At 46.1% G+C, this 21,760-nt stretch carries 17 protein-coding genes and 1 pseudogene; 6 read left to right on the forward strand and 12 right to left on the reverse strand.

The features are described from left to right. The first annotated feature begins 123 nt into the window (after positions 1–123). Entirely contained in the window at positions 124–2,676 is a 2,553-nt protein-coding gene (locus RID09_RS23955) for a ShlB/FhaC/HecB family hemolysin secretion/activation protein (RefSeq protein ID WP_446338418.1), read from the forward strand. A gap of 12 nt (positions 2,677–2,688) precedes the next feature. Continuing rightward, the gene (locus RID09_RS23960) at positions 2,689–3,324 is read left to right on the forward strand and encodes a hypothetical protein (RefSeq protein ID WP_446338419.1); all 636 of its coding nucleotides are present in this window, start codon (positions 2,689–2,691) and stop codon (positions 3,322–3,324) included. Between the two features lie 53 nt (positions 3,325–3,377). Here RID09_RS23960 and RID09_RS23965 read toward each other — a convergent pair whose 3' ends face one another. The 12 genes and pseudogenes from RID09_RS23965 to RID09_RS24020 form a co-directional block, all read right to left on the reverse strand. Then, entirely contained in the window at positions 3,378–4,940 is a 1,563-nt protein-coding gene (locus RID09_RS23965) for an NAD(P)H-quinone oxidoreductase subunit N (RefSeq protein WP_446338420.1), read from the reverse strand. Positions 4,941–5,304: 364 nt separating this feature from the next. After that, a complete protein-coding gene (locus tag RID09_RS23970; RefSeq protein ID WP_446338421.1) occupies positions 5,305–6,144 on the reverse strand; it encodes a carbohydrate ABC transporter permease in 840 nt (279 codons plus the stop codon). Between the two features lie 99 nt (positions 6,145–6,243). After that, positions 6,244–6,804, reverse strand: a complete 561-nt coding sequence (locus tag RID09_RS23975; RefSeq protein WP_446338422.1) for a 5-formyltetrahydrofolate cyclo-ligase — start codon at positions 6,802–6,804, stop codon at positions 6,244–6,246. Continuing rightward, positions 6,801–7,505: a hypothetical protein gene (locus RID09_RS23980; RefSeq protein ID WP_446338423.1), complete on the reverse strand. Its 705-nt coding sequence runs from the start codon at positions 7,503–7,505 to the stop codon at positions 6,801–6,803. Before RID09_RS23980 ends, RID09_RS23975 begins: the two co-directional genes overlap by 4 nt. 95 nt (positions 7,506–7,600) lie before the next feature. Next, positions 7,601–8,545 (reverse strand): GDP-L-fucose synthase, encoded by a 945-nt coding sequence (gene fcl, locus RID09_RS23985; RefSeq protein ID WP_446338424.1) that lies wholly within the window; start codon positions 8,543–8,545, stop codon positions 7,601–7,603. 132 nt (positions 8,546–8,677) lie between these two features. Beyond that, on the reverse strand, positions 8,678–9,766 hold the full coding sequence (gene gmd / locus RID09_RS23990; protein ID WP_446338425.1) for a GDP-mannose 4,6-dehydratase: 1,089 nt from the start codon (positions 9,764–9,766) through the stop codon (positions 8,678–8,680). 305 nt (positions 9,767–10,071) lie between these two features. Further along, positions 10,072–10,803: a sugar transferase gene (locus RID09_RS23995; protein WP_446338426.1), complete on the reverse strand. Its 732-nt coding sequence runs from the start codon at positions 10,801–10,803 to the stop codon at positions 10,072–10,074. A 95-nt stretch (positions 10,804–10,898) separates the two neighbouring features. Then, entirely contained in the window at positions 10,899–12,032 is a 1,134-nt protein-coding gene (locus RID09_RS24000) for a glycosyltransferase (protein WP_446338427.1), read from the reverse strand. Between the two features lie 115 nt (positions 12,033–12,147). After that, positions 12,148–12,366: pseudogene (locus RID09_RS24005) on the reverse strand (ZIP family metal transporter); the annotation flags it as partial. Continuing rightward, entirely contained in the window at positions 12,363–13,253 is an 891-nt protein-coding gene (locus RID09_RS24010) for an alpha/beta fold hydrolase (protein WP_446338428.1), read from the reverse strand. The gene RID09_RS24010 and the pseudogene RID09_RS24005, both read right to left, overlap by 4 nt. Before the next feature lie 129 nt (positions 13,254–13,382). Then, a complete protein-coding gene (locus RID09_RS24015) occupies positions 13,383–13,901 on the reverse strand; it encodes a hypothetical protein (RefSeq protein ID WP_446338429.1) in 519 nt (172 codons plus the stop codon). 64 nt (positions 13,902–13,965) lie between these two features. Further along, the gene (locus RID09_RS24020; protein WP_446338430.1) at positions 13,966–14,376 is read right to left on the reverse strand and encodes an ArsR/SmtB family transcription factor; all 411 of its coding nucleotides are present in this window, start codon (positions 14,374–14,376) and stop codon (positions 13,966–13,968) included. Positions 14,377–14,555: 179 nt separating this feature from the next. Between RID09_RS24020 and argC the strand changes: the two genes are divergently transcribed. The 4 genes from argC to RID09_RS24040 all read left to right on the forward strand — a co-directional run bounded on the left by argC (position 14,556) and on the right by RID09_RS24040 (position 21,303). Further along, the gene (argC, locus tag RID09_RS24025; RefSeq protein WP_446338431.1) at positions 14,556–15,614 is read left to right on the forward strand and encodes an N-acetyl-gamma-glutamyl-phosphate reductase; all 1,059 of its coding nucleotides are present in this window, start codon (positions 14,556–14,558) and stop codon (positions 15,612–15,614) included. Between the two features lie 356 nt (positions 15,615–15,970). Continuing rightward, complete coding sequence (locus tag RID09_RS24030) at positions 15,971–18,196, forward strand: Na-K-Cl cotransporter (protein ID WP_446338432.1); 2,226 nt, start codon at positions 15,971–15,973, stop codon at positions 18,194–18,196. Between the two features lie 483 nt (positions 18,197–18,679). Next, on the forward strand, positions 18,680–19,309 hold the full coding sequence (locus tag RID09_RS24035) for a chemotaxis protein CheB (RefSeq protein ID WP_446338433.1): 630 nt from the start codon (positions 18,680–18,682) through the stop codon (positions 19,307–19,309). Between the two features lie 116 nt (positions 19,310–19,425). Beyond that, entirely contained in the window at positions 19,426–21,303 is a 1,878-nt protein-coding gene (locus RID09_RS24040) for a CheR family methyltransferase (RefSeq protein ID WP_446338434.1), read from the forward strand. The last annotated feature ends 457 nt before the right edge of the window (positions 21,304–21,760 follow it).

Raw genomic sequence — 21,760 nt, forward strand, 5'->3', positions numbered from 1 at the left:
AAGTGGTATTTGCAGCTTAATGTTTTTGTAGGTTTGCTTTCAGTTCTGACCGGAATTGGTAGCGCAACTATGGCTTTTGGTGAAACACCCTCGAAGGTCACTGACTCAACCTCAAAGGAGGTAATGGCTCGCCCAGTCCGTGGTCAAGAAAGGTCAAAGGTGGGTACTGTGCAGGGTAAACCTGTCAAGTCTCCTGCTTCACGGGTTAAACCGACTACATCTGTGGTGATTAAGCCTCAGTCCTTGAAAATTAAACCCACAACCTCTACATCAACATCCCTCAATCCCCCGAATCTCAAACCTCAAGCTGTCAAACCCCAAGCGCCCAAACCTGCCCGTTTGTCGATCGTAACCCTTCATGATCCTGGCGTACACAGATCTTCAGGTTTAGAAGACTCAAATATTGTTTTGCATGCAGATAGGCTAGAGGCGATTCTGTTTGATCCCATTGTTTTACCGGGGGATAGCCTCAATCCTACCCAGGATGATCCCACTGTCTTTCCCACCGCCAATATTTCTTTGTTCCGTCACCAGTTGGCTCATTTTCAGGGTGGGATGGTAGATGTAAATGATCATAGCCATTCCCAAAGACTTGTGATTAAGCCTATCCCAAGTAATCGGGACAACCGGCAAGTGTCTATTCTTGCTGTTGAAAATTTTCTCACTCCTGATTCCCCAGAGGTAGAGTCAAAACCTGGGGATGTAGAGGAAACGAGAATACAGGTTCTGGATAGAAGTAATGTAGAGAGTAACTTTTCACGTCAATCTGAATCAAGGACAGATGACCCCGCTGTATCGGGGACTCAAATTCATCCCACTCACTTAAAACCAGAAAATCGACAGGCGGCGAGTTTAGCACCGTCTCAGATTCACCCGGCGCGTCTCCAACCGGAAAATCGGCAAGGGGTGAATCTGCGCGTTTTCCCAATTCAGCCTCTAATCGGACAATCTGAACCGTTGCAATCGACTCAACCCGAAACCGTGAATCATCAGCAACGCCCCCAACACTCATCGGTTACGGTAGAGAAACCTAAATCCACTCCCAGTAGTAACGTAGTTTGGCAACCTTTATCCTCCCAGAACCGGAATCAGTCGCCAATCGTTGAGAGTAGCCATGGAATTCGTTTGATTTCGGCGAACACTAAACAGAATGGTGACACCCCGCCTGAAGAGAATCAGATTTCAGTTCAAGAGATTAATGTCACCGGGAGTACAATTTTTGGGGAGGCTGAACTTAACCCGATTATTGAACCGGTTGAAGGACGTACTGTCACGTTGGCAGAACTCAGAAGTGTGGCGGATGGGATTTCTCAACTGTATCTGGAACGAGGCTACATTACCTCTAGGGCGGTTCTGGTGGAAGAAACCCTGGACACAGATGTGGTAGAAATTCGGGTGATTGAAGGGAGTCTGGAAGAGATTCAGGTGGAAGGAACACGACGGCTGAATCCGAGTTACGTGCGATCGCGCGTCCGATTGGGGGCGGATACACCCCTGAATACAGGCGAGTTGGAAGATCAATTGCGCTTGTTACGAGTTAATCCATTATTTGAAAATGTAGAAGCCTCCTTGAGGGCGGGAACCGGATTGGGACAAAGTATTCTTGTGGTGCGGGTTACTGAAGCCGATCCCTTTGAAGGAAGTGTCGGTATTGATAACTATTCCCCTCCCAGTGTAGGTTCTGAACGCTTAACTGCGAATGCCCGCTATCTCAATCTAACCGGAATTGGGGATGAAATTGCCGCACAATACAACCGCACAACGGCGGGTGGTGCCCATACCTGGGATTTTAATTATCGGGCGCCAATCAATGCGATGAATGGTACGGTGCAGCTGCGTACATCGTTTAATGAAAATGAAGTGATTCAAGAAGATTTGCAGGTATTCGATATTCAAGGAGAATCCGATCTCTATGAAATTAACTATCGCCAACCCTTAATCCGCACACCGCGTCGAGAGTTTGCATTATCCCTAGGGTTTACTCATCAGGATGGTCAAACCTTTACCTTTGCTGGACCAACACCGTTTGGTGTGGGACCCGATGAAGATGGTGTTAGTCGCACCAGTGTGTTGAAGTTTGGACAAGAATACACCCTACGTCAAACCTCTGGGGCGTGGGCATTTCGTTCCCTATTTAGTTTTGGCACTGGCTTATTTGATGCCACAGAAAATTCCGATGTTGATGAAAATAATCCCGATGGTCAGTTTGTTAGTTGGTTGGCTCAAATCCAGCGGGTGCAAATTCTGAATCCGGATAACTTTTTAATTATTCAAGCGGATCTCCAGTTAGCCTTTGATAGTTTATTACCTGCTCAACAATTTGTCATTGGTGGCGGTCAATCGGTACGAGGATATCGGCAAAATGTGCGGGCGGGAGACAATGGATTTCGCGTTTCTGTAGAAGATCGGATTACGTTAGAACGGGATGAATCGGGTATTGCCACATTTGTCTTAGCACCATTTTTTGATGTCGGTTATGTTTGGAATCGAGGGACGAATCCGAATGAATTATTAGACCAGACATTTATTGCTGGGTTAGGGTTAGGTATATTGTGGGAACCTTTGCCTAATTTAAACCTGCGGCTGGATTATGGATTGCCCTTGGTTGATTTAGAGGATCGCGGGGCAAATGCTCAAGATGAGGGGTTTTATTTTAGTGTGAATTACAATTTCTAGGGTAAGTTTATCATGTCTAAATCTCCTATCCTTGAACCCGGAAAGTCTTACACCTTCAGTAATTATTTCGAGATGACCTATGAGCCAGATGACATTTTAGCTGAATTTGGCTTTTCTCTCCAACGCATCAGTCTTGACTTACCCCTATCTAAGACGAACTTCGACCAATTAACTGAACTTAAGAATAGCATTCAACGCCGCTTACCCTATGTTAGCCTTACCAGTGAAGCCGCTCGTCGAGAAATCCTGATTGCCCCTGTTGTTTTAGCGCTCATCGACTACACCCAAGCTCAACTCAGAATCGAGTATTCGATTAACGTCTCCAATCAACTCAAAGGCGCTCTCGACTACTACCTTCATACCCAGTATAATCTTCTAGTCATTGAAGCCAAAAATGCTGACCTCGCTAGAGGTTTTACTCAACTTGCTGTTGAACTCATCGCCCTTGACCAATGGACAACTTCAAACGAACCATTGCTCTATGGTGCTGTATCAACCGGAGATGTCTGGCAATTTGGAGTACTGCATCGTGAGCAAAAAAAAGTTCAGCAAGATCTCAATCTTTATCGAGTACCTGCTGATCTCAATGACATATTTAGTCATCTCGTTGCTATCTTGAATCCCACATTAATCACTCCCTCCCCTTAGCAAAGGGAGGGTTTGGCAGTACAAACAAAGTGTAACTATACCAGCGAGAAGCGCTAGAATTTGACATCCAAAGATGCAATCGGTTGGGTGTGAGATTGAGCTTGGATCACCGAAGAGTGCAGCATGGACGTATTGGTCACTGAATTATTGGCGAGGGTAAATAGGGGGTTAGACAAAATTCCCGCCAGAGAGGTGACAACAACAGAAAGAACTAAACCCACTTGTAATGGACGCATTCCGGGTAAATTCCAGCGGATTTCCGGATAATTTTTCACGGCGTCGGACATTTCTTGGGGTTCTTTAACCACCATCATTTTGAGGACGCGGATGTAGTAGTAAATGGAAACTACAGTGGTAATTAGACCTAGCAAAACTAAGCCATACAATCCGGCTTGCCAACCTGCCCAAAACAGGTAAATTTTACCGAAGAATCCCGCTAAAGGTGGAATTCCGCCTAAAGAGAGTAAACAAATACTTAATCCCAATGTCAGCAGGGGATCTTTCTGATACAGTCCCGCATATTCGCTGATTTGATCCGTACCGGTTCGCAGGGTAAACAGAATCACGCAAGCAAAACCACCTAGGTTCATGAACAAATAAACCAGCAGATAGAAAATCATACTGGCGTAGCCTGCATCTGTTCCCGCAATTAAACCAATCATGACAAAGCCGGCTTGGGCAATGGATGAATAGGCAAGTAGTCGTTTCATGCTGGTTTGGGTAAGTGCTACCACATTTCCCAATACCAGACTTAAAATAGCGAGGGCAGTAAAGACAAAGTGCCACTGTTCGCTAACCAGGGGAAACGCAGTTACCATTAAACGAATGGCGAGGGCGAAGCCTGCGGCTTTAGAACCGACAGACAAGAAGGCGACAACCGGAGTCGGGGAACCCTCGTATACGTCAGGTGTCCACTGGTGAAACGGAACCGCAGAAATTTTAAAGGCAATTCCTGCGATCGCAAAGACTAAGGCGATTAAAATACCCAAGGATGGGGTAGATTCTAAACGAGCAATACCTGTCGCGATCGCATCTAAGGTGGTTTCGCCGCCAGATAAGCCGTATAGTAAGGACACGCCATACAGAAACACCCCAGAACTCGACGCGCCAATCAGTAGGTATTTCAGCGCCGCTTCATTGGAGCGGGGATCACGCTTCATGTATCCCGTCAACAGGTACGACGAGATACTCAGCGTTTCTAGGGAAATAAAGATCGTAACCAGTTCATTCGCACCACTGAGGCACATCGCCCCCAAGGTAGCGGTAAGTAAAATACCGATAAACTCCGCTAACGAGGTGCCAGACTGCTGAACATAGCGAATCGATAACAAAATGGTTACCGTCGTCGATAAAGCGATGATGCCGCGAAAGGCTATACTCATGGCATCCCCATTAAACCCGCCAAAAAAACCCAGGGGTTGGGCAACATCCCAGCGATAGTATAGGGCAACCAAGGAAACTAGCAGTCCGCCGATGGCGACGTAAGGCAGGATATTAGCAGAACGTTTACCTGCAATCAGATCAATTCCTAAAACCAGTAACAGGGTAATCACGACGATTCCCTCTGGCAAAATTATCCCAGCATTAAGCTGGGCAGCAATAGTGGCAAAATCCATTATGGTCTATGCTTAGGGTCGTATCCAGAGACTAACGTTCTTATCATATCGGTGATTGGTACAGCTTGTAGAGACATTCCACCAAAACCCCTCTATATGCAATAGCAAAAGGCTCCAAGGCAGAAGGGGTATGGGGTTAGGGATCGCTCTTTGTGAGAAATGCGGGCGAAGCAGAATATGAAAAGGCTCTAGGCAATATATTGTCTTCTTCAGACGTTAAGCGGGTTATTTCTGGTCTACTAGCCCAAGTTCATGCATGAATTAACTCTATGAGTTGGTCACAAATTTCCGGAGTCAGTTTTTCCTGATCATTGAATGTTTTTTCCAGCTTTTTCAGCTTCCCTTAATCGAACAGTATTGGAATCTACCCTTTAACACCACTCCCACTATCATTAGGTACAATATACCGCTGCATCAGGATAAAAAATAGCAAAACTGGGGCAATAGAAATAACTGAACCTGCGGCAATTAAACGCCAATCGAGAGAAAAGGTTCCGGCTAACTTAGCAACACCTAAAGGTAAGGTATAATATTCTGGTCTGTCAAGAACGATTAGGGGCCAGAGAAAGTCACTCCATGAGCCAATAAAGACAAAGATAGCCAAAGTAACTAACGCCGGACGAACGGCTGGAATCATCACATGCCACCACAATCCTAACTCCGAACAGCCATCCATCCTAGCCGCTTCTTCAAGTTCTTTAGGAACCCCTTGAAAAGCTTGGCGTAATAAGAAAATGCCAAAGGCTGAGGCTAAACTGGGGAAAATGATGCCTAAATAACTATTGCGTAAGCCAAACTGCACCATCAAGATGTAGAGGGGAATCATCACGATTTGAAAGGGAATCATGATGGTGGAAACGATAATCGCGAAAATGATATCTCGTCCCCGAAAATTAAGACGGGCTAAGGGATAAGCGGCGAGGGAACAAAAGAGGAGATTGAAACTAACGGTGAGAATGGCAACAATGAGACTATTCCAGAGATATTGACCAAAGGGATTGGCTTGCCAGATTTTAATATAATTTTCAATCGTTGGCTGAGTAGGGAACAGTTGAGGCGGAAAGCCAAAAATATTCTCTGTGGAAGACTTCAACGATGTGCTAATCAACCAGAAGAGAGGAAACAGCATCACCAACGCGATCGCACTTAAGAGGATATACGTCCAAAACCTTTGCCAAATCTGTTTTCCCGACTTTTTACTCATCGCATTTTCTGCTTCTGTAGTCAGGGCTTTAGCCCTCTAAACCATCATAATCAATCCTGTTTCCGTACAAACCCGTTCTGTCGTCAGGGCTTTAGCCCTCTAAACCATCATAATCAACTCGGTTTCCGTACAAACCCCATTTAAAGGTTGATCCCACCCATCGATAGGAAGTTGGGGCAAGAAAGCAAAATCAAAGACAATTCCGATGGTAGGCTTAGATGTCCATTCCGCCGAACTCAGCAAGCGATCATAAAATCCACCCCCATAGCCTAAACGATAGCCTCGGCGATCGCACGCTACCGCAGGAACTAAGATTAAATCCACGTCATTAGGCTCTAAGGTGGGGGAATTTGCATCGGGTTCAAAAATGCCATAAGCACCCGCTTTTAGGGCTTCTCCGCTTTTCCAGCTATGCCAGAGGAGAGATTTACCGACACATCGAGGCAATCCCCAACAGTATTGGGTATCGGTAAACAGAGGATTCAGATCCGGTTCTTGGCGAAAACTAAAATAAGCCAGGATCGTTTTTGCCTGAGTGAATAGGGGTGAAGACTGAAGCTGAGTACAGACGCGATCGCTCTTTTCTCGCCCGTCATCCTTTGTCATGGCTTGTCGCTGTTTCAGCAGTCGCTGACGTAATTGTTTTTTGTCATTCGTCATTTGTCATTTATCATCGCCTGCCAAGCTAACTCTAGGGTTGCCATTTCACTCCAAAAATCATTGGTATTTCGCAATGCTAATAATCGTGAGGCGCATTCATCCCGGCTGATGACACTGCACGCCCAGGTTACCAGATTTTCAAAGTTTGCCGATTGTCCTGTGGGGTAACTCCAACGTCTTCCAAATTTAGCTATTTCCCCGTTGGGATAGTACCAGCGAGAGGCTACTTTTGCCGTTTGTCCATTGGGATACTTCCAAATCGCGCCGAATTTCGCCGTTTGTCCGTTGGGATAATTCCAATTGTCACCGATTTTCGCCCGTTGTCCATTCGGATATTCAATAATTGCCCTTCCCCAGGTATTCGCTAATCCACAGGCGAATTGTTGCTGAGTCTCTACTAATCGCACCAGATTGCTATTTCCTTGAGACATTCGCGCCAGTCGCGTCATAATCGTCAGATCGAGACATTCCTGGGTAGCGGTTGGGGGTGGGATAACTTCCACCGCCGAAGGTTGAGCGGTATTACAGTATTGCGCTTCTAGAGTCGCCAGGTTTGCGTCGTCTAAGCCTTGCTGAATGGCGAGACGGCGTACCTGACGAATTTGGCTGCATTGAGTAGGCGTGGCGTCAGCGCGATCGCAGCTTATGCCAAGAGCCAGTAGGGGCAATAGTGATAGTACCACACGAATCGCCAGTTTCATAAGATACCAATAACCCTAATCCTAAATAATCTCTATATTTGAATTTTAAAGGAGCAGGGGTTTCAAAAAGCTATCCGTAATAGAAACTTTCTCCACTATTTTCCTTTAATTCTATCATAGTTTTCCCTGAACCATTGATAGGTTAATTCTATACCTTGCTTTAAGGAGATTTTAGGCTGCCAACCAGCGGCATTAATTTTCGAGGTATCCAAAAGTTTACGCGGTGTACCATCGGGTTTAGAGGAATCGAATTTTAACTCACCCTCGTAACCAATCACTGCTTTAATTAACAGCGCCAATTCTTTGATAGAAACCTCTTCCCCTGTACCGACATTCACGAATTGGATTTCGTTATAGTGATCCATCAGAAAAACTAAAGCATCAGCTAAATCATCGACATATAAAAACTCCCGCAGAGGCGAACCCGTTCCCCAAATTTCCACAGCCTCAGCCTTGTTAATTTTAGCTTCATGGGTTTTTCGCAACAGGGCGGGGAGAACGTGGGAATTGGCTAAATTGAAATTATCATTTGGACCATAGAGATTTGTGGGCATAGCGGAGATGAAATTCACCCCATACTGCCGACAATAATTCTCGCAAAGTTTCAGTCCGGCAATTTTCGCGATCGCGTAGGGTTCATTCGTCGGTTCAAGGTACCCCGTAAGTAGGTGTTCTTCCTTCATCGGCTGGGGACATAATTTGGGATAGATACAAGATGAGCCGAGAAACAGCAATTTTTTTACACCGCACAAATAAGCGCTATGAATAACATTAGATTCAATCATTAAGTTCTCATAGAGAAATTCAGCGCGGTAGGTGTTGTTGGCATTAATCCCTCCCACTTTTGCCGCCGCCATAAAAACGTAATCTGGGCGTTCAGCGGCAAAGAAATCCTCGACGGCTTGCTGTCGTCTTAAGTCCAACTCTTGACTATTTTTCAGGATAAGATTGGTATAACCCTTGTCGCGTAAGGATTTGACAATGGCACTACCCACCAAGCCGCGATGACCTGCTACGTAAATTTTTGAGTCGTTGTTCATGATAATATTAGATACATGAAAACACTGAATAAACGGTAATTTAAGGGCGGATATTAGGGTTACGTTATTGTTTCCAGTCTCCTGTAAATCACTCGCGCCCGCCCTTACGAATGCGTACCTTTTGAATTTTACTCAATCAATAGGTGCGTGAGCTTGGGAATGTTCGTAAGTATTTTCCTTGTGTTTTTCAAACAGTTTTGCCCCTTCACCGTTAGACGATGACTGTCCGAAAGTTCGCAAATCGGCTTCTACCATTAATGCGACTAAATCTTCAAAGGATAAAGACGGTTGCCAACCCAGCTTTTGCTTTGCTTTTGCCGGATCACCAATCAGTAACTCCACTTCCGCTGGGCGCAGATAGCGGGGGTCAAACTCCACATAGTCTTGCCAATCTAAATTTACACAGTTAAAGGCAATATCCAGAAATTCGCGAATCGAGTGAGTTTCACCTGTAGCGACGACGTAATCGTCGGGTTCCTTTTGTTGCAGCATCAGCCACATGGCTTTAACATAATCTTTTGCATAGCCCCAATCTCGCTTCGCATCTAGATTTCCTAGATAGATTTTTTTCTGCTGTCCAGTCACAATTCGCGAGATCGCACGAGTAATCTTACGGGTGACAAATGTTTCTCCCCGACGCGGCGATTCGTGATTAAACAAGATACCATTGCAGGCAAACATCCCATAGGATTCGCGATAATTCACTGTTTGCCAATGGGAATACACTTTGGCACAAGCATAAGGACTGCGGGGATAAAATGGGGTAGTTTCTTTTTGGGGAACTTCCTGGACTTTGCCAAACATTTCCGACGAACCCGCCTGATAGAAGCGCACATCAATAGCCGTGCGATTCCGATAATCCCGAATGGCTTCCAACAGACGCAGCGTTCCCATTCCCACGGCATCAACTGTATATTCCGGACAGTCAAAACTAACACGAACATGGGATTGAGCGCCCAAATTATAAATTTCTGTAGGCTTGACTTCCTCTAGAATGCGGCGCAAGGTGACGCCATCAGTCAAGTCCCCGTAGTGTAGAAATAATCGGGCATTCTGATTGTGCGGATCAACGTAGATATGGTCAATGCGATCGGTGTTAAATGTGGAAGTTCGCCGGACAATTCCATGAACTTCGTAGCCTTTCTCCAGTAATAACTCACTCAAGTAAGAACCGTCTTGACCGGTTATACCTGTAATCAGCGCTTGTTTGGGTTGCGTCATCCTTAAATCGTCCTGTGATGCGTATGGGCAACAGTGGCAGTAGGTGCTTGCCAGAAACGTAATATCCCGACCCGGTTTTGGGATATAGGAAATTATTCCTTACATTACCTTAAAATTTCTGGCATTGATCGACTTTTTCTTTAATGTATTATCTGTCTAGCCTAGCATGGGAGTCTGACTTTGCCGCCGTCGTTACGTCCGGCGGTTGGTTCATTCCGCGTACTTCGGGCAATGGTCATTGTCGAGTTTGAGCCGAGAGGTTTAATTTGAGATTAATCCTCCCATGCTCCCCTAAGCTTAACTTGTCAGTAAGCTCCATTATTCTTTGGAGAAATTATTACGCCAATTGTTTTCACAATCAACCATAAGTCCAGCCAAAAATTGCAGTAATTGACGTAATAAACATCGATTTGTACTCGACGTTTATAGGGTATATCATTCCGTCCTGAAACTTGCCATAGTCCGGTAATTCCTGGTCTAATTGTCAAAATTTTATCGATGTGACGCCCGTACTTATGCAGTTCCTCCGGGACTAAGGGTCGAGGTCCGACTACACTCATATCTCCTTTCAAAACGTTCCAAAATTGCGGAAACTCATCCAAGCTCGTATATCGCAAGACTTTGCCAATTAAGGTTATTCTGGGGTCTTGCTTTAGCTTGAAATTCGCTTCAAACTCACAACGAATAGAAGTTGATTCTGTCAACATTTCTAGCAACATTTCATCCGCATTTTCCACCATTGTCCTGAATTTAATGCAGCTAAACGGTTTATAATCTTTACCGATTCGCTCCTGAACATAAAAAATAGGTCCTGGTGAACTGATAGCGATTAGGATGGCTAAGAGCAGGTAAATCGGAAAAAACAACGTAAGAACCGATAGGGAAAATACGACATCGAACAGCCGCTTGGCAAAAATTCCGTCTAAGCGATATCGAGACAGACCTTTGGGTCTACTGCGTGGAGCGCGGGGCTGGACACCACGCTTCACGAACGCTCGCAACGTCTTGACGGAGATAAGTTGGCTTTGGGCAGTCATCTTACTCCTTCACTTCACACCACACGTCACGATCATAAAGCCAGAAGCGGTTAGCTAAGGCAATAGCGACCAGGAAACTGGAATTTATGACTCTTTCATCGTGACAGGTGGTCTCGATAGCAGCCATCCAGAAACGTCAAGTAGCGATCGCTAAAAACAGTTGGCGCAAATTTAGCTGCGTTTAATTGTATCTGTTCGGGACTAAAAGCAGTAGCTTGTGCTTCAAAGGCTTCCACCGCCTCCATCAAAGCCCTGGGACTTTGGTCTAGAAAAAACAGACCCGTACCCTTATCCGGATGTTTCCGGATATCCCGAACGGTTTCCAAGGCGCCACCAGCACCATAGGCAATGATTGGTGTACCACAAGCTTGAGCTTCCACTAGGGCAATGCCAAAATCTTCACAGGCAGCATAAACAAATGCCTTCGCCTGTGCCATATACTCCTCAACCACGCCATCGGGACAAAAGCCAAGCACTTGTACGTTGGGTTTAGCCAGATGGCGCAGCGCCTGCAATTGAGGTCCACAGCCAATAACAACCAAAGGATATCCCAGTTGATTGAACGCCTCCACGATTAACGTCACTTGCTTGTAACTAACCAATCGAGAAACTGTCAAGTAAAAATCCGACTTTTGAGCCAAAAAAGGAAACCGTTCAATATGAACTGGAGGATAAATCACCTGTGCCTCTCGCCTGTAGCAGCGCCAGATCCGTCGTGCTGTATGGCGGGAGTTGGCAATAAAATAATCCACCCGGTTCGCTGAGATGACATCCCATTGACGCAACCGATGCAGCAGATACCGGGTAATTGACCCAGGTAATCCTCGTCCCATAGCACTGCTGTTGAGGTAGTCAAAGGTCAAATCCCAAGCGTAGCGCATGGGTGTATGGCAGTAGCAGATGTGTAGCTGTTGCGGACGGGTGAGAACACCTTTGGCAACAGCATGGGAGGAGGATAGGATCACATCGTAATCCCGTAAGTCTAGCTGTTCAATGGCTAAGGGCAGCAGGGGTAAATATTTCTGCACTCCCTTGCTAGCCATTGGAAAATGCTGTAAAAAGGTCGTGCCAATCTGGCGTCCAAACAAATAACTTTGGGGATTGGTTGATTCAAAATCAATCAAAGCATACAAATCAGCCTCAACGGACTTGAGGATTTCTTGAACCACCAGTTCAGAACCACCCGTTGCTTTGGGAGTCAGCCACTCATGCACCAAGGCGTACTTCAAGAATTGTTACCCCCCAATCCGTCGTTGCTTATCGTCATTCGTCTTATGTAAAGGTTTGAGAACTATTTACAGAAGTTAATGGAGTTGGATTTTCTTCCACCAACCTACTTAGAGTTCACCCTAAACCAATATCTAGAAGCATCATGAGCACAAATCCTATCATCACCCCAATCGTGGCTTCTTGTTCACGCCCTTGACGATGGGATTCGGGGATAATTTCATCGCTAATCACAAACAGCATTGCACCAGCCGCAAACGCCATTCCCCAGGGTAAAAGGAGTTTGGCGATCGCCACCACACTAGCACCCAGTAAGCCGCCAATGGGTTCGACTATGTAATATGACTCAGCCAATCGAGAATTAAGGAATTAACCATCTCCGGCTTCTCATCGTGAGGACAATGACCCGCCTGCGGAATGGCAAAAAACTCCACATCTTTCTCCATCTGGCGCTGCTGCTGGTAAATAGCCGCCCCATTAATCGGTGTCCAAGGGTCATTTTCTCCCCACAGAACCAGTAGAGGACGTTGTAGCTTGGGTAATAATTCTCTCGGCGCAGGACCAGGAGGACCAGTCAATACCGAAGCAAACACCTGTTGGGCACCCGGATCACAGGAGGGTTGGTATAGTAAATCGACTAATTCTTCTGTAATCGCTTGGGGATCACAGTAAACCTGACGCAGGGTGTTGCGAATCCGGTTTTTTTGGCGAATGCGGTTAAATAAAAATGGACCCACGGTTTTAGAACTGACCAATTTGGTAAAGGTTCCCATGACCAGCCGTAAGGGTAAATTTAACTCATCGGGACGGTGATTTAACCCCCCTGCACAGTTAATTAAAACACCACCAACGGCGATATCTGGGTCTTGGGTAACGACCATTAAACTCAATAGTGCCCCAATGGAGTTGCCAATAAATACTGTTGGTTCTTTAATATGGGCTTCCCAGAAGTCTTTGATCTGTTCGATCCATAACTCTAAGCTGTAGTCTAAGCCCGGTTTATCTGAACCACCGAATCCTAATAGGTCAATCGCAAACACCCGATACCCTGCATCCGCCAGCACCGGGATATTCTTTCGCCAATGTCCAATGGATGCACCAAATCCGTGAATCAATAATAAGGGTTGACCTGTTCCCTTGACGGTGTATTCAATTGAGTGCCCTTGCCAAGTCCAAAGGTGTTTTTCTAGTGGGTTGATCTGGATTAACGGTTCTGTAATCACGGCGCTTTGTGAAGTTTATTTAAGTATTTTGATCTATGATACTGGGATTGAGCCAGATTCTGGAAGATTTTTGGCAATTATTCCTGTTTATTGAGAATCGCCACCTTTGAATAAAGGGGAACACTTCCACTATCCGGGCAGATTTTCCTTAAGCTGAGCGATATTTTCTGGACTTAAGGTAAGTTTTACTTCTATTTGTTGCTGCTTATCGCGCAATGTAATTACATGGTTTTCCCCCTGATAGTGACTTTCCCACTGAGGATTAGTGATTTCTATTTTTTGATAGATAACTTCCGGAATTCCCACCCGGATGACTAAATTTTTCTGAGATTGAGGATAAATATAAGCCTGAAGTTGCTGCGTGTCGAGTCCAAGTTTCCAGGGGGTTGTACTTCGTTCTTGATCCGTGTCTGGTTTTTGCCAGTAGAGTGTAATCCCACGAACTTGTGGATTTTGTAGTTTAAATTCTTCGTCAAACCGCTGCCATTCCCAGTCGATTTCCTGGACATTTCCACTGGTGGGAATTATTCGCTGTCGCCATGAAACTTTTCGGTTATTGAGGGCTGTCCAAAATTTGCTGATTTTGGCTAGGTTCGCGCCATTTTCGGGATTGTCACTATTTTGTTGCCAAATAATTTGAGGTGTCATTTGTCATTTGTCAGGGAACAGGGAACTCTTAACAGGGAATGGAGAATCAGGAATCGGGAATAAACTATTCAGGCTCATCTAAATGTTCGGCAACGGATTGATACAAGTCGAGAACGTGCTGATCTTGAAGATGATAATAGACCTTTCGACCGCGTTTATGATACCGTACTAATCGCATGGTTCGCAGGGTGCGTAATTGATGGGAGACGGCGGATTCACTCATATCCAGCGCTGCTGCGATGTCACATACGCACAGTTCTGCGATCGCGAGTAGGGAGATGATCCTCAGCCGATTTGTATCCCCTAGGGAACTGAACAACTCTGCCATGCGTTGGGCTTTTTCTGTGTTCAGCATTTTAGGCTGCAATGAACCAATCCGCTGGCTTTCAACACAATGGGGCGGATGGCAATGAGGTGCGTCTGTGTCTGGATTAGCAGAAACGTTTGCCTCTTGCGCTGATAATCGGATTGGCATGTAGTTACTATCCCTTGACAGTGGAACGGTCTGACTTTATGGTAGCGAACTCTCCCAACCCAGTTCAGGACGATCAGGGAGATGGGGGAGTCGAGGCGGGTTTAGTCACACCGGTTCAAGCTAAAATGCAGCAAATGTTCATCTGTTTTCGATGTTAACTCTGTTAGGGAAGGAATATTATGGGTGACTTAGGACGCCTGTCTGTGGGAATTATTGGCGCTTCTGGCTATGGGGGCGTGCAATTGATACGCCTATTGATGGATCACCCAGGAGTGGAGGTGGTTTATTTGGGGGGAAATAGTAGTGCGGGGAAGTCCTTTTCTGAACTCTATCCTCATCTGGGTCATTGTGTGAATTTGACCATAGAGGAGATTGATTTAGATAAAATTGCCAGCCGTTGTCAGGTGGTGTTTCTCTCATTACCCAATGGTTTAGCTTGTCAGATGGCGCCGACGTTGTTGGCGAAAGGCTGTAAGGTGATTGATCTTTCGGCTGACTATCGGTTTAAAAATTTGGATACCTATAAAACCTGGTATGGGGGAGAACGCAATGACCAGGAAACCGTGGCTACAGCGGTTTATGGCTTACCGGAATTGTACCGCGATCGCATCGCTGAGGCGAAACTGGTGGGTTGTCCAGGTTGTTATGTTACCACCAGTCTCTTGGCACTTGCACCGTTGCTCAAGCAAGGGTTAATTCTGCCCGATACGGCGATTATTGATGCTAAATCGGGTACATCGGGGGCGGGGCGCACGGCGAAAACCAACCTCTTACTCGCTGAAGCAGATAGTTCTGTATCGCCTTATGGAGTCACCCGTCATCGCCATACCCCGGAAATTGAGCAGATTTGTAGTAATTTAGCGGGTCATGAGGTGATGGTGCAGTTTACCCCCCATCTGATGCCGATGGTGCGGGGTCTTCTGGCTACAGTTTATGCTACCTTGCGTGACCCTGGACTGGTGCGAGAAGATTTGGCAACTATTTACAGCGCATTCTATCGCGCTTCTCCTTTTGTGCGAATATTGCCCAGTGGTACTTATCCCCAAACTAAGTGGGCGTGTGGGACGAATATGTGTTATATCAGCGTTGAAGTTGATCCGCGTACTGACCGGGTGATTGTTATGTCAGTTACTGATAACTTGATTAAAGGTCAAGCTGGTCAAGCCATTCAATGTTTGAACCTGATGATGGGGTGGCAAGAAACATTGGGATTACCTTCGTTGAGTTTTTATCCTTAGATGAGAAGCCGGGGTGCAAAGGTGCGGGGACGGGTTTAGTCACTTATGGGAAGGAAATGATCGTCGTCAAACCCGCCCCTACACAATCAAAACGCCCCAAATCCCCAATCTCCAGATAGAGGTTTGAGACAATTTTTTTTGCTAAGGTGGCGGACACGGAGAGTCCGAAAAATCAATCGCCCGCTACGTCAGTAATCGCTCATAGAGGATGTGACATTGATTTCGTGAGGGTGCTAGGAAGCTTTAACTCATTTTTTTTGCTTATTTAGGGGGGTGTTTCAGATTTAGTCAGCTATGTCTTTGCTGAAAAAATTCTCCCCTTTCTGATTGGATTGAACCAGGCTTAGGTGCTTACCATGAAATTCCCGTTCCGTCAACGTTCGCAGTCATCTCCAGTAGTTCCCCCTGAACCGGAAAAGGGTTTGGGTACATTTGGGGGTGTTTATACACCGTCACTCCTGACGATCCTGGGTGTAATCATGTACCTGCGATTCGGTTGGGTTGTGGGGAATGTGGGTTTATTGGGGACGCTGATGATTGTCACCCTGTCTACGGCGATTACGTTTATTACCTCACTGTCAATTTGTGCGATCGCAACTGATCGGGTGGTGAAGGCTGGGGGCGCGTATTTCATGATTAGTCGTTCTTTGGGGATTGAAACCGGAGGCGCGGTGGGGATTCCCCTTTACTTTGCCCAGGCGATATCCGTGGCGCTGTATACGATTGGTTTTGCCGAGAGTGTTTCCCTGACGTTTCCGGAATTAAATCAACGGCTGACAGCGATTGTGACAACTATCCTAGTGGCAATTCTGGCGATCGCCTCTGCCCAAATTGCGATTAAGGCACAATACTTTATTATGGCAGCGATCGCGCTGTCTTTAATTTGTTTGGTCTTTGGTCATCCCGTTGACCCGAATACTCAGATTGAACTGTGGGGGGCGAAACCGGAAAACTCCGCACCTTTTTGGACTGTTTTTGCTGTCTTCTTTCCCGCCGTTACTGGGATTATGGCGGGGGTGAATATGTCGGGGGATTTACGTAACCCTAGCCGTTCCATTCCCATCGGTACCCTAGCGGCGGTGGGTACGGGTTATATCATTTATATGGCATTACCCGTGATTTTAGCGATGCGGGCGGATGCTCTCACCTTAATCGAAAACCCCTTAATTATGGAGAAGATGTCTCTGTGGGGTCCTTCGGTTTTACTAGGGGTTTGGGGGGCGACGCTATCGAGTGCGATTGGTAGTATTCTCGGTGCGCCCCGGGTGATGCAGGCGCTGGCGCGGGATGGGATTTTACCTCGGTGGCTGAAGTTTCTGGGGACAGGTTCAGGATCGGAAGATGAACCCCGTATTGCGACGGTGGTTACATTGGGCTTAGTTTTAGTCGCCGTCGCCGTGGGGGATCTTAACCTCATCGCCCCGGTTTTGAGTATGTTCTTTCTCACCACCTATTTGGTGTTGAATGTAGCGGCGGGGATTGAAACCTTTTTACGTAGCCCCTCCTTTCGCCCCTCCTTCCGGGTTCATTGGTCTATATCCCTACTAGGGGCGATAGGCTGTTTATGGGTGATGTTCTTACTCAATGCCATGGCGACGTTCATGGCAGCGATTATTGTATTGAGTGTTTATATTTGGTTAGAACGGCGGGAATTAGAAAGTGCTTGGGGTGATGTGCGTCAGGGAATCTGGATGGCGCTGGTACGCACGGGAATTACTCGCCTGGAGTATACCCCCGATACCAAAAACTGGCGTCCTCATATTCTGGTATTTTCTGGGGCGCCGACTCATCGTTGGCATTTGGTTGAATTTGCGGCAAACTTAACCCACAAACGCAGCTTATTTACCGTCGCCAGTGTGATTCCTAGTGGTTCCCGTAATCCAGCCAAGCAATTGGAAATGGAAGCCACGATTCGGGAGTATTTAGAGAAGCGGGGGGTGCAAGGCTTAGCCCGTTTAATTTCCGCCCCTGATCCGTTTATTGGTGCAGAACGATTAGTGGAGGCGTATGGAATTGGTCCCTTAGTTCCCAATACGATTCTGTTAGGCGATAGTGAGGAACCCACTCGTCGCGGTAGTTATTGCCAGATGATCGCCAACCTACACCAAGCCCGCCGCAATGTGGTGATATTACGGGATGTAGAGGAACGGGGATTTGGTCGGCGTCAGCGGATTGATCTGTGGTGGGGCGGTTTACAGGCAAATGGCGGTTTAATGTTAATTTTGGCGTACCTGTTGCGGACGAGTATGGAATGGCGCGGTGCGGAAATTAACCTTAAATTGGTCGTCGCTAATGCAGCCGCCGCCAAAGCGACGCGGACGAATCTGGAAAACTTAACTCAACAACTACGGATTGGGGCGCGATCGCAAGTGCTGGAGGCGAAGGGACGCCCCTTTCCGGAAATCCTGCGCCGTTCTTCCCAAAGTGCGGATTTAGTGTTCTTGGGTATGGCGAAACCCATGGATGATTACACCAGTTATTACGAACGCTTGCAAGATTTGGCGACGGGATTACCGACAACGGTATTTGTTTTAGCAGAACCCGATTTTGCCTTCTCGGAAGTGTTACAGGAAGGCGTGTAGGGGTGCATTGGTGTCAACTTAAGCGCCAAAAGCAGGGGGAGCAGGGGGAGCAGGGGGAGCAGGGGGAGCAGGGGGAGCAGGGGGAGCAGGGGGAGCTATGTAGAGACGTGCCATGGCACGTCTGGGAGCAGGGGAATGCTCTTGCGGATTGCTCTTTCTCCTGTAATACCAAATCCGGGTTAGCTGCCCCTGTTATAACTCAGTCCGCGCAGGCGGACTTTGTTTGTGTAGCCGCGATTTCAATCGCCTTGCGCCCTTTGCTTTATGAAGTTTTGTTTTTTAGGATAAATTGGGGTTTTTATAGGCAATTCTCTCGCCAAACGCTTCAACCCCCTAAATTAACCTCATTCGTTCTCGCCAGACGTCAGAAAAGTCCAATACTACAACCATACCCCAATCACCCAATTTCATGACTTCGCGCCGATAGTTCCAAAACCGATAGACTAAAGGCGTCAACTCTTATAGTTCGGTGCTACCCATAAAATGCAACTTTCCCATGCCGATCAACCCAACAATCCCCCGCCAGCCTTCGCCAATACCGCCTTTGATGTCGTCGCCATCGCCGCATCCGCAGGAGGGCTAAAGGCGCTATCTCAGGTTTTATCCGATCTACCGACTGACTTTCCGGCGGCGGTTCTAGTCTTACAGCATCTTGAGCGCACTCACCCTTCTCTAATGGCAGAGATACTCCGCAGGCGTATTTCTTTGCCGATTAAGCAGACGGAGGAAGGAGACAACCTAAGTCCGGGACAGGTCTATATTGCCCAACCTAATTATCATGTTTTGGTAAACTCTGATGGTACTCTTTCCCTAACTCAGTCACCTATCGTTAATTTTGTCCGTCCCTCGGCAGATTTACTGTTTGAGTCCCTGGCAAAATGTTATCGAGATCGGGCAATCGCTGTAGTGTTGACAGGGACAGGGAAAGATGGCAAACAAGGAGTACAGGCGATCGCGAAAATGGGTGGTATGGTGATCAGCCAAGATCAAGAAACGGCGGAACACTTTGGTATGCCCAGTTCTGCCATTGATACCGGGATAGTTAATTTAATTTTACCCTTACCGGAAATTGCCGAAACACTCATCCGACTCGTACAAGAAGGCGGAGGCTAAAAGGCTCCAGGGTAGAAGGCTTTAAAATTTAGGGCATTTGCTTTTTAGTTTTTATTTTTTACTATTGCCTTTATAAAATTAATAATTATCAATTATCAATTAATAATTATCAATTAATGACAAAGAACGAAGAACATGAACAAAATCGAATCTTTGAAGCCCTACTGGAGTATCTAAAAGAAACACGCGGCTTTGATTTTACAGGCTACAAACGCTCCACGCTCAAGCGGCGGGTAACCAAACGAATGCAGTCTCACCAAATCGATAACTTTGGTGACTATCTAGACTACCTGGAAGTTCATCCCGAAGAATTTGAGCCGCTGTTCAACACGATTTTAATCAACGTTACCGGATTTTTTCGAGATCCTGAAGCCTGGAACTATCTACAAAATCAAACCCTGCCGCAACTGTTGCAGCAAAAGGATAAGCAAGATTCAATCCGCGTCTGGAGTGCTGGTTGTGCCTCTGGAGAAGAAGCTTATTCTATCGCTATTCTTTTGGTAGAAATTCTGGGTTTTGAACAATTTCGCCAGCGAGTTAAAATTTATGCCACCGATGTAGACGAAGAAGCCTTAACTCAAGCTCGTTGGGCACGCTATGATGCCAAAGCCTTAGAACAGCTTTCCGATGAATGGCGACAGCGCTATTTTGAAAAAGTTGGCAATCACTATATTTTCCGGTCTGATATACGCCGTATGGTGATTTTTGGTCGGAATGATTTGGTTCAAAATGCGCCAATTTCTCGACTGGATTTGCTGATTTGCCGTAACACGCTGATGTACTTTAATGCGGAAACTCAGAAACGGATTTTGGTACGTTTTAACTTTGCTGTGAATGACAACGGCGCTCTATTTTTAGGCAAAGCCGAAATGCTGCTAACCAATAGCAACCTGTTTAGACCCTTGAGTTTACAGCACCGGATCTTTACCAAAGTACCAAAACCGAAACTGAACGATCGCCTGCTGGTATTCGCTCAATCTGGGAATGAAGAAGCAAGTATTCGTCTGTCTGAGCGGTTGCACCTGCGAGAAGCGGCGTTTAACTCCTCACCCGTAGCTCAAATTGTTGTCGATGCCAGTGGCTACTTGGTTTTGGCAAATATGAACGCCCGGTCGATGTTTGATATCAAGCGGCAAGATATTGGCAAACTGTTTCGAGAATTGGAACTTTCCTACCGTCCTCTAGAACTCCGGTCTATCATCGATGATGTCTATCGCGATCGCACCTCGATTTTGATTAACGATGTGGTGCGGGATCACTCAGATACGACTCAATATTTGGATGTGCAAATTACCCCGTTACAGGAAAACGACAATAGTGTTCAGTTGCTGGGAGTGAGTATTTCATTTAATGATGTCACTAGCTACAACCAATTGCAAAATAAATTTAAAGCGTCAACCCAAGAACTGGAGACGGTGAATGAGGAGCTTCAGTCGAGTAATGAGGAACTAGAAACCACGAACGAGGAACTGCAATCGACGAATGAGGAATTGGAAACCACGAACGAGGAACTGCAATCGACGAACGAAGAACTGGAGACGATGAATGACGAACTTGAGTCTACGAATGAAGAATTGCGGACAATGAATGAAGAATTGCGCTTGCGGACTGAGGAAGTCAACCAAGCCAATACTTTTTTAACGTCAATTCTGGAAAGTTTCCAAACTGGGGTGATTATTGTAGACCGCGAATTCAATATTATCCGTTGGAATCAAGACGCCGAGGAACTTTGGGGAGTAAGCAGTGACGAGGTACAAAACAAATCCTTACTGAGTTTAGATATTGGTTTACCTGTGGATCAGTTGCTCGAACCTATCCGTAAATGTTTTCAGGGTGAGGAAAATCACCAGATAATAACCGTGGATGCGATTAATCGCCGAGGTCAGTCCATTCAATGTCGGGTTACGCTTCAAAGCTTGAAAGGAGTAGAAGAAGCACAATCATACGGAACGATTATACTGATGGAAGAAGTGGAGAATCAAGGAGATGGGTGAGGGAACAGTGAACAGTGAACAGTGAACAGTAAACAGTTAACAGTTAACAGTTAACAGTGAACAGTGAACAGTTAACAGTGAACAGTTAACAGTGAACAGTGAACAGTTAACAGTGAACAGTTAACAGTGAACAGTGAACAGGTAAGGTAGAGTTTTGAATTAACTTACTCATCTTCCCTGTTCACTGTTCACTGTTAACTGTTCACTGTTTACTGTTCACTGTTAACTGTTCACTGTTCACTGTTTACTGTTCACAGTTCACAGTTAACTGTTCACTGATCACTGTTCACTGATCACTGTTCACTGTTTACTGTTCACTGTTTACTGTTCTCTGTTCTCTGTTCACTGTTTACTGTTCACTGTTTACTGTTCACTGTTCACTGTTTACTGTTTACTGTTCACTGTTTACTGTTCACTGTTTACTGTTCACTGTTCACTGTTCACTGTTCACTGTTCA

Source organism: Coleofasciculus sp. G1-WW12-02 (genome assembly GCF_040219735.1).
Lineage (GTDB): Bacteria > Cyanobacteriota > Cyanobacteriia > Cyanobacteriales > Coleofasciculaceae > Coleofasciculus.

Excerpts from the sequence above, each read along its gene's own strand:
- fcl (WP_446338424.1), bottom strand. The coding sequence starts at position 8,545 with ATGAACAACGACTCAAAAATTTACGTAGCAGGTCATCGCGGCTTGGTG.
- RID09_RS23960 (WP_446338419.1), top strand. The coding sequence starts at position 2,689 with ATGTCTAAATCTCCTATCCTTGAACCCGGAAAGTCTTACACCTTCAGT.
- RID09_RS23965 (WP_446338420.1), bottom strand. The coding sequence starts at position 4,940 with ATGGATTTTGCCACTATTGCTGCCCAGCTTAATGCTGGGATAATTTTG.
- RID09_RS23970 (WP_446338421.1), bottom strand. The coding sequence starts at position 6,144 with ATGAGTAAAAAGTCGGGAAAACAGATTTGGCAAAGGTTTTGGACGTAT.
- argC (WP_446338431.1), top strand. The coding sequence starts at position 14,556 with ATGGGTGACTTAGGACGCCTGTCTGTGGGAATTATTGGCGCTTCTGGC.
- RID09_RS23980 (WP_446338423.1), bottom strand. The coding sequence starts at position 7,505 with ATGAAACTGGCGATTCGTGTGGTACTATCACTATTGCCCCTACTGGCT.
- RID09_RS24040 (WP_446338434.1), top strand. The coding sequence starts at position 19,426 with ATGACAAAGAACGAAGAACATGAACAAAATCGAATCTTTGAAGCCCTA.
- RID09_RS24015 (WP_446338429.1), bottom strand. The coding sequence starts at position 13,901 with ATGACACCTCAAATTATTTGGCAACAAAATAGTGACAATCCCGAAAAT.
- RID09_RS23955 (WP_446338418.1), top strand. The coding sequence starts at position 124 with ATGGCTCGCCCAGTCCGTGGTCAAGAAAGGTCAAAGGTGGGTACTGTG.
- gmd (WP_446338425.1), bottom strand. The coding sequence starts at position 9,766 with ATGACGCAACCCAAACAAGCGCTGATTACAGGTATAACCGGTCAAGAC.
- RID09_RS24035 (WP_446338433.1), top strand. The coding sequence starts at position 18,680 with ATGCAACTTTCCCATGCCGATCAACCCAACAATCCCCCGCCAGCCTTC.
- RID09_RS24030 (WP_446338432.1), top strand. The coding sequence starts at position 15,971 with ATGAAATTCCCGTTCCGTCAACGTTCGCAGTCATCTCCAGTAGTTCCC.
- RID09_RS24020 (WP_446338430.1), bottom strand. The coding sequence starts at position 14,376 with ATGCCAATCCGATTATCAGCGCAAGAGGCAAACGTTTCTGCTAATCCA.
- RID09_RS23975 (WP_446338422.1), bottom strand. The coding sequence starts at position 6,804 with ATGACGAATGACAAAAAACAATTACGTCAGCGACTGCTGAAACAGCGA.
- RID09_RS23995 (WP_446338426.1), bottom strand. The coding sequence starts at position 10,803 with ATGACTGCCCAAAGCCAACTTATCTCCGTCAAGACGTTGCGAGCGTTC.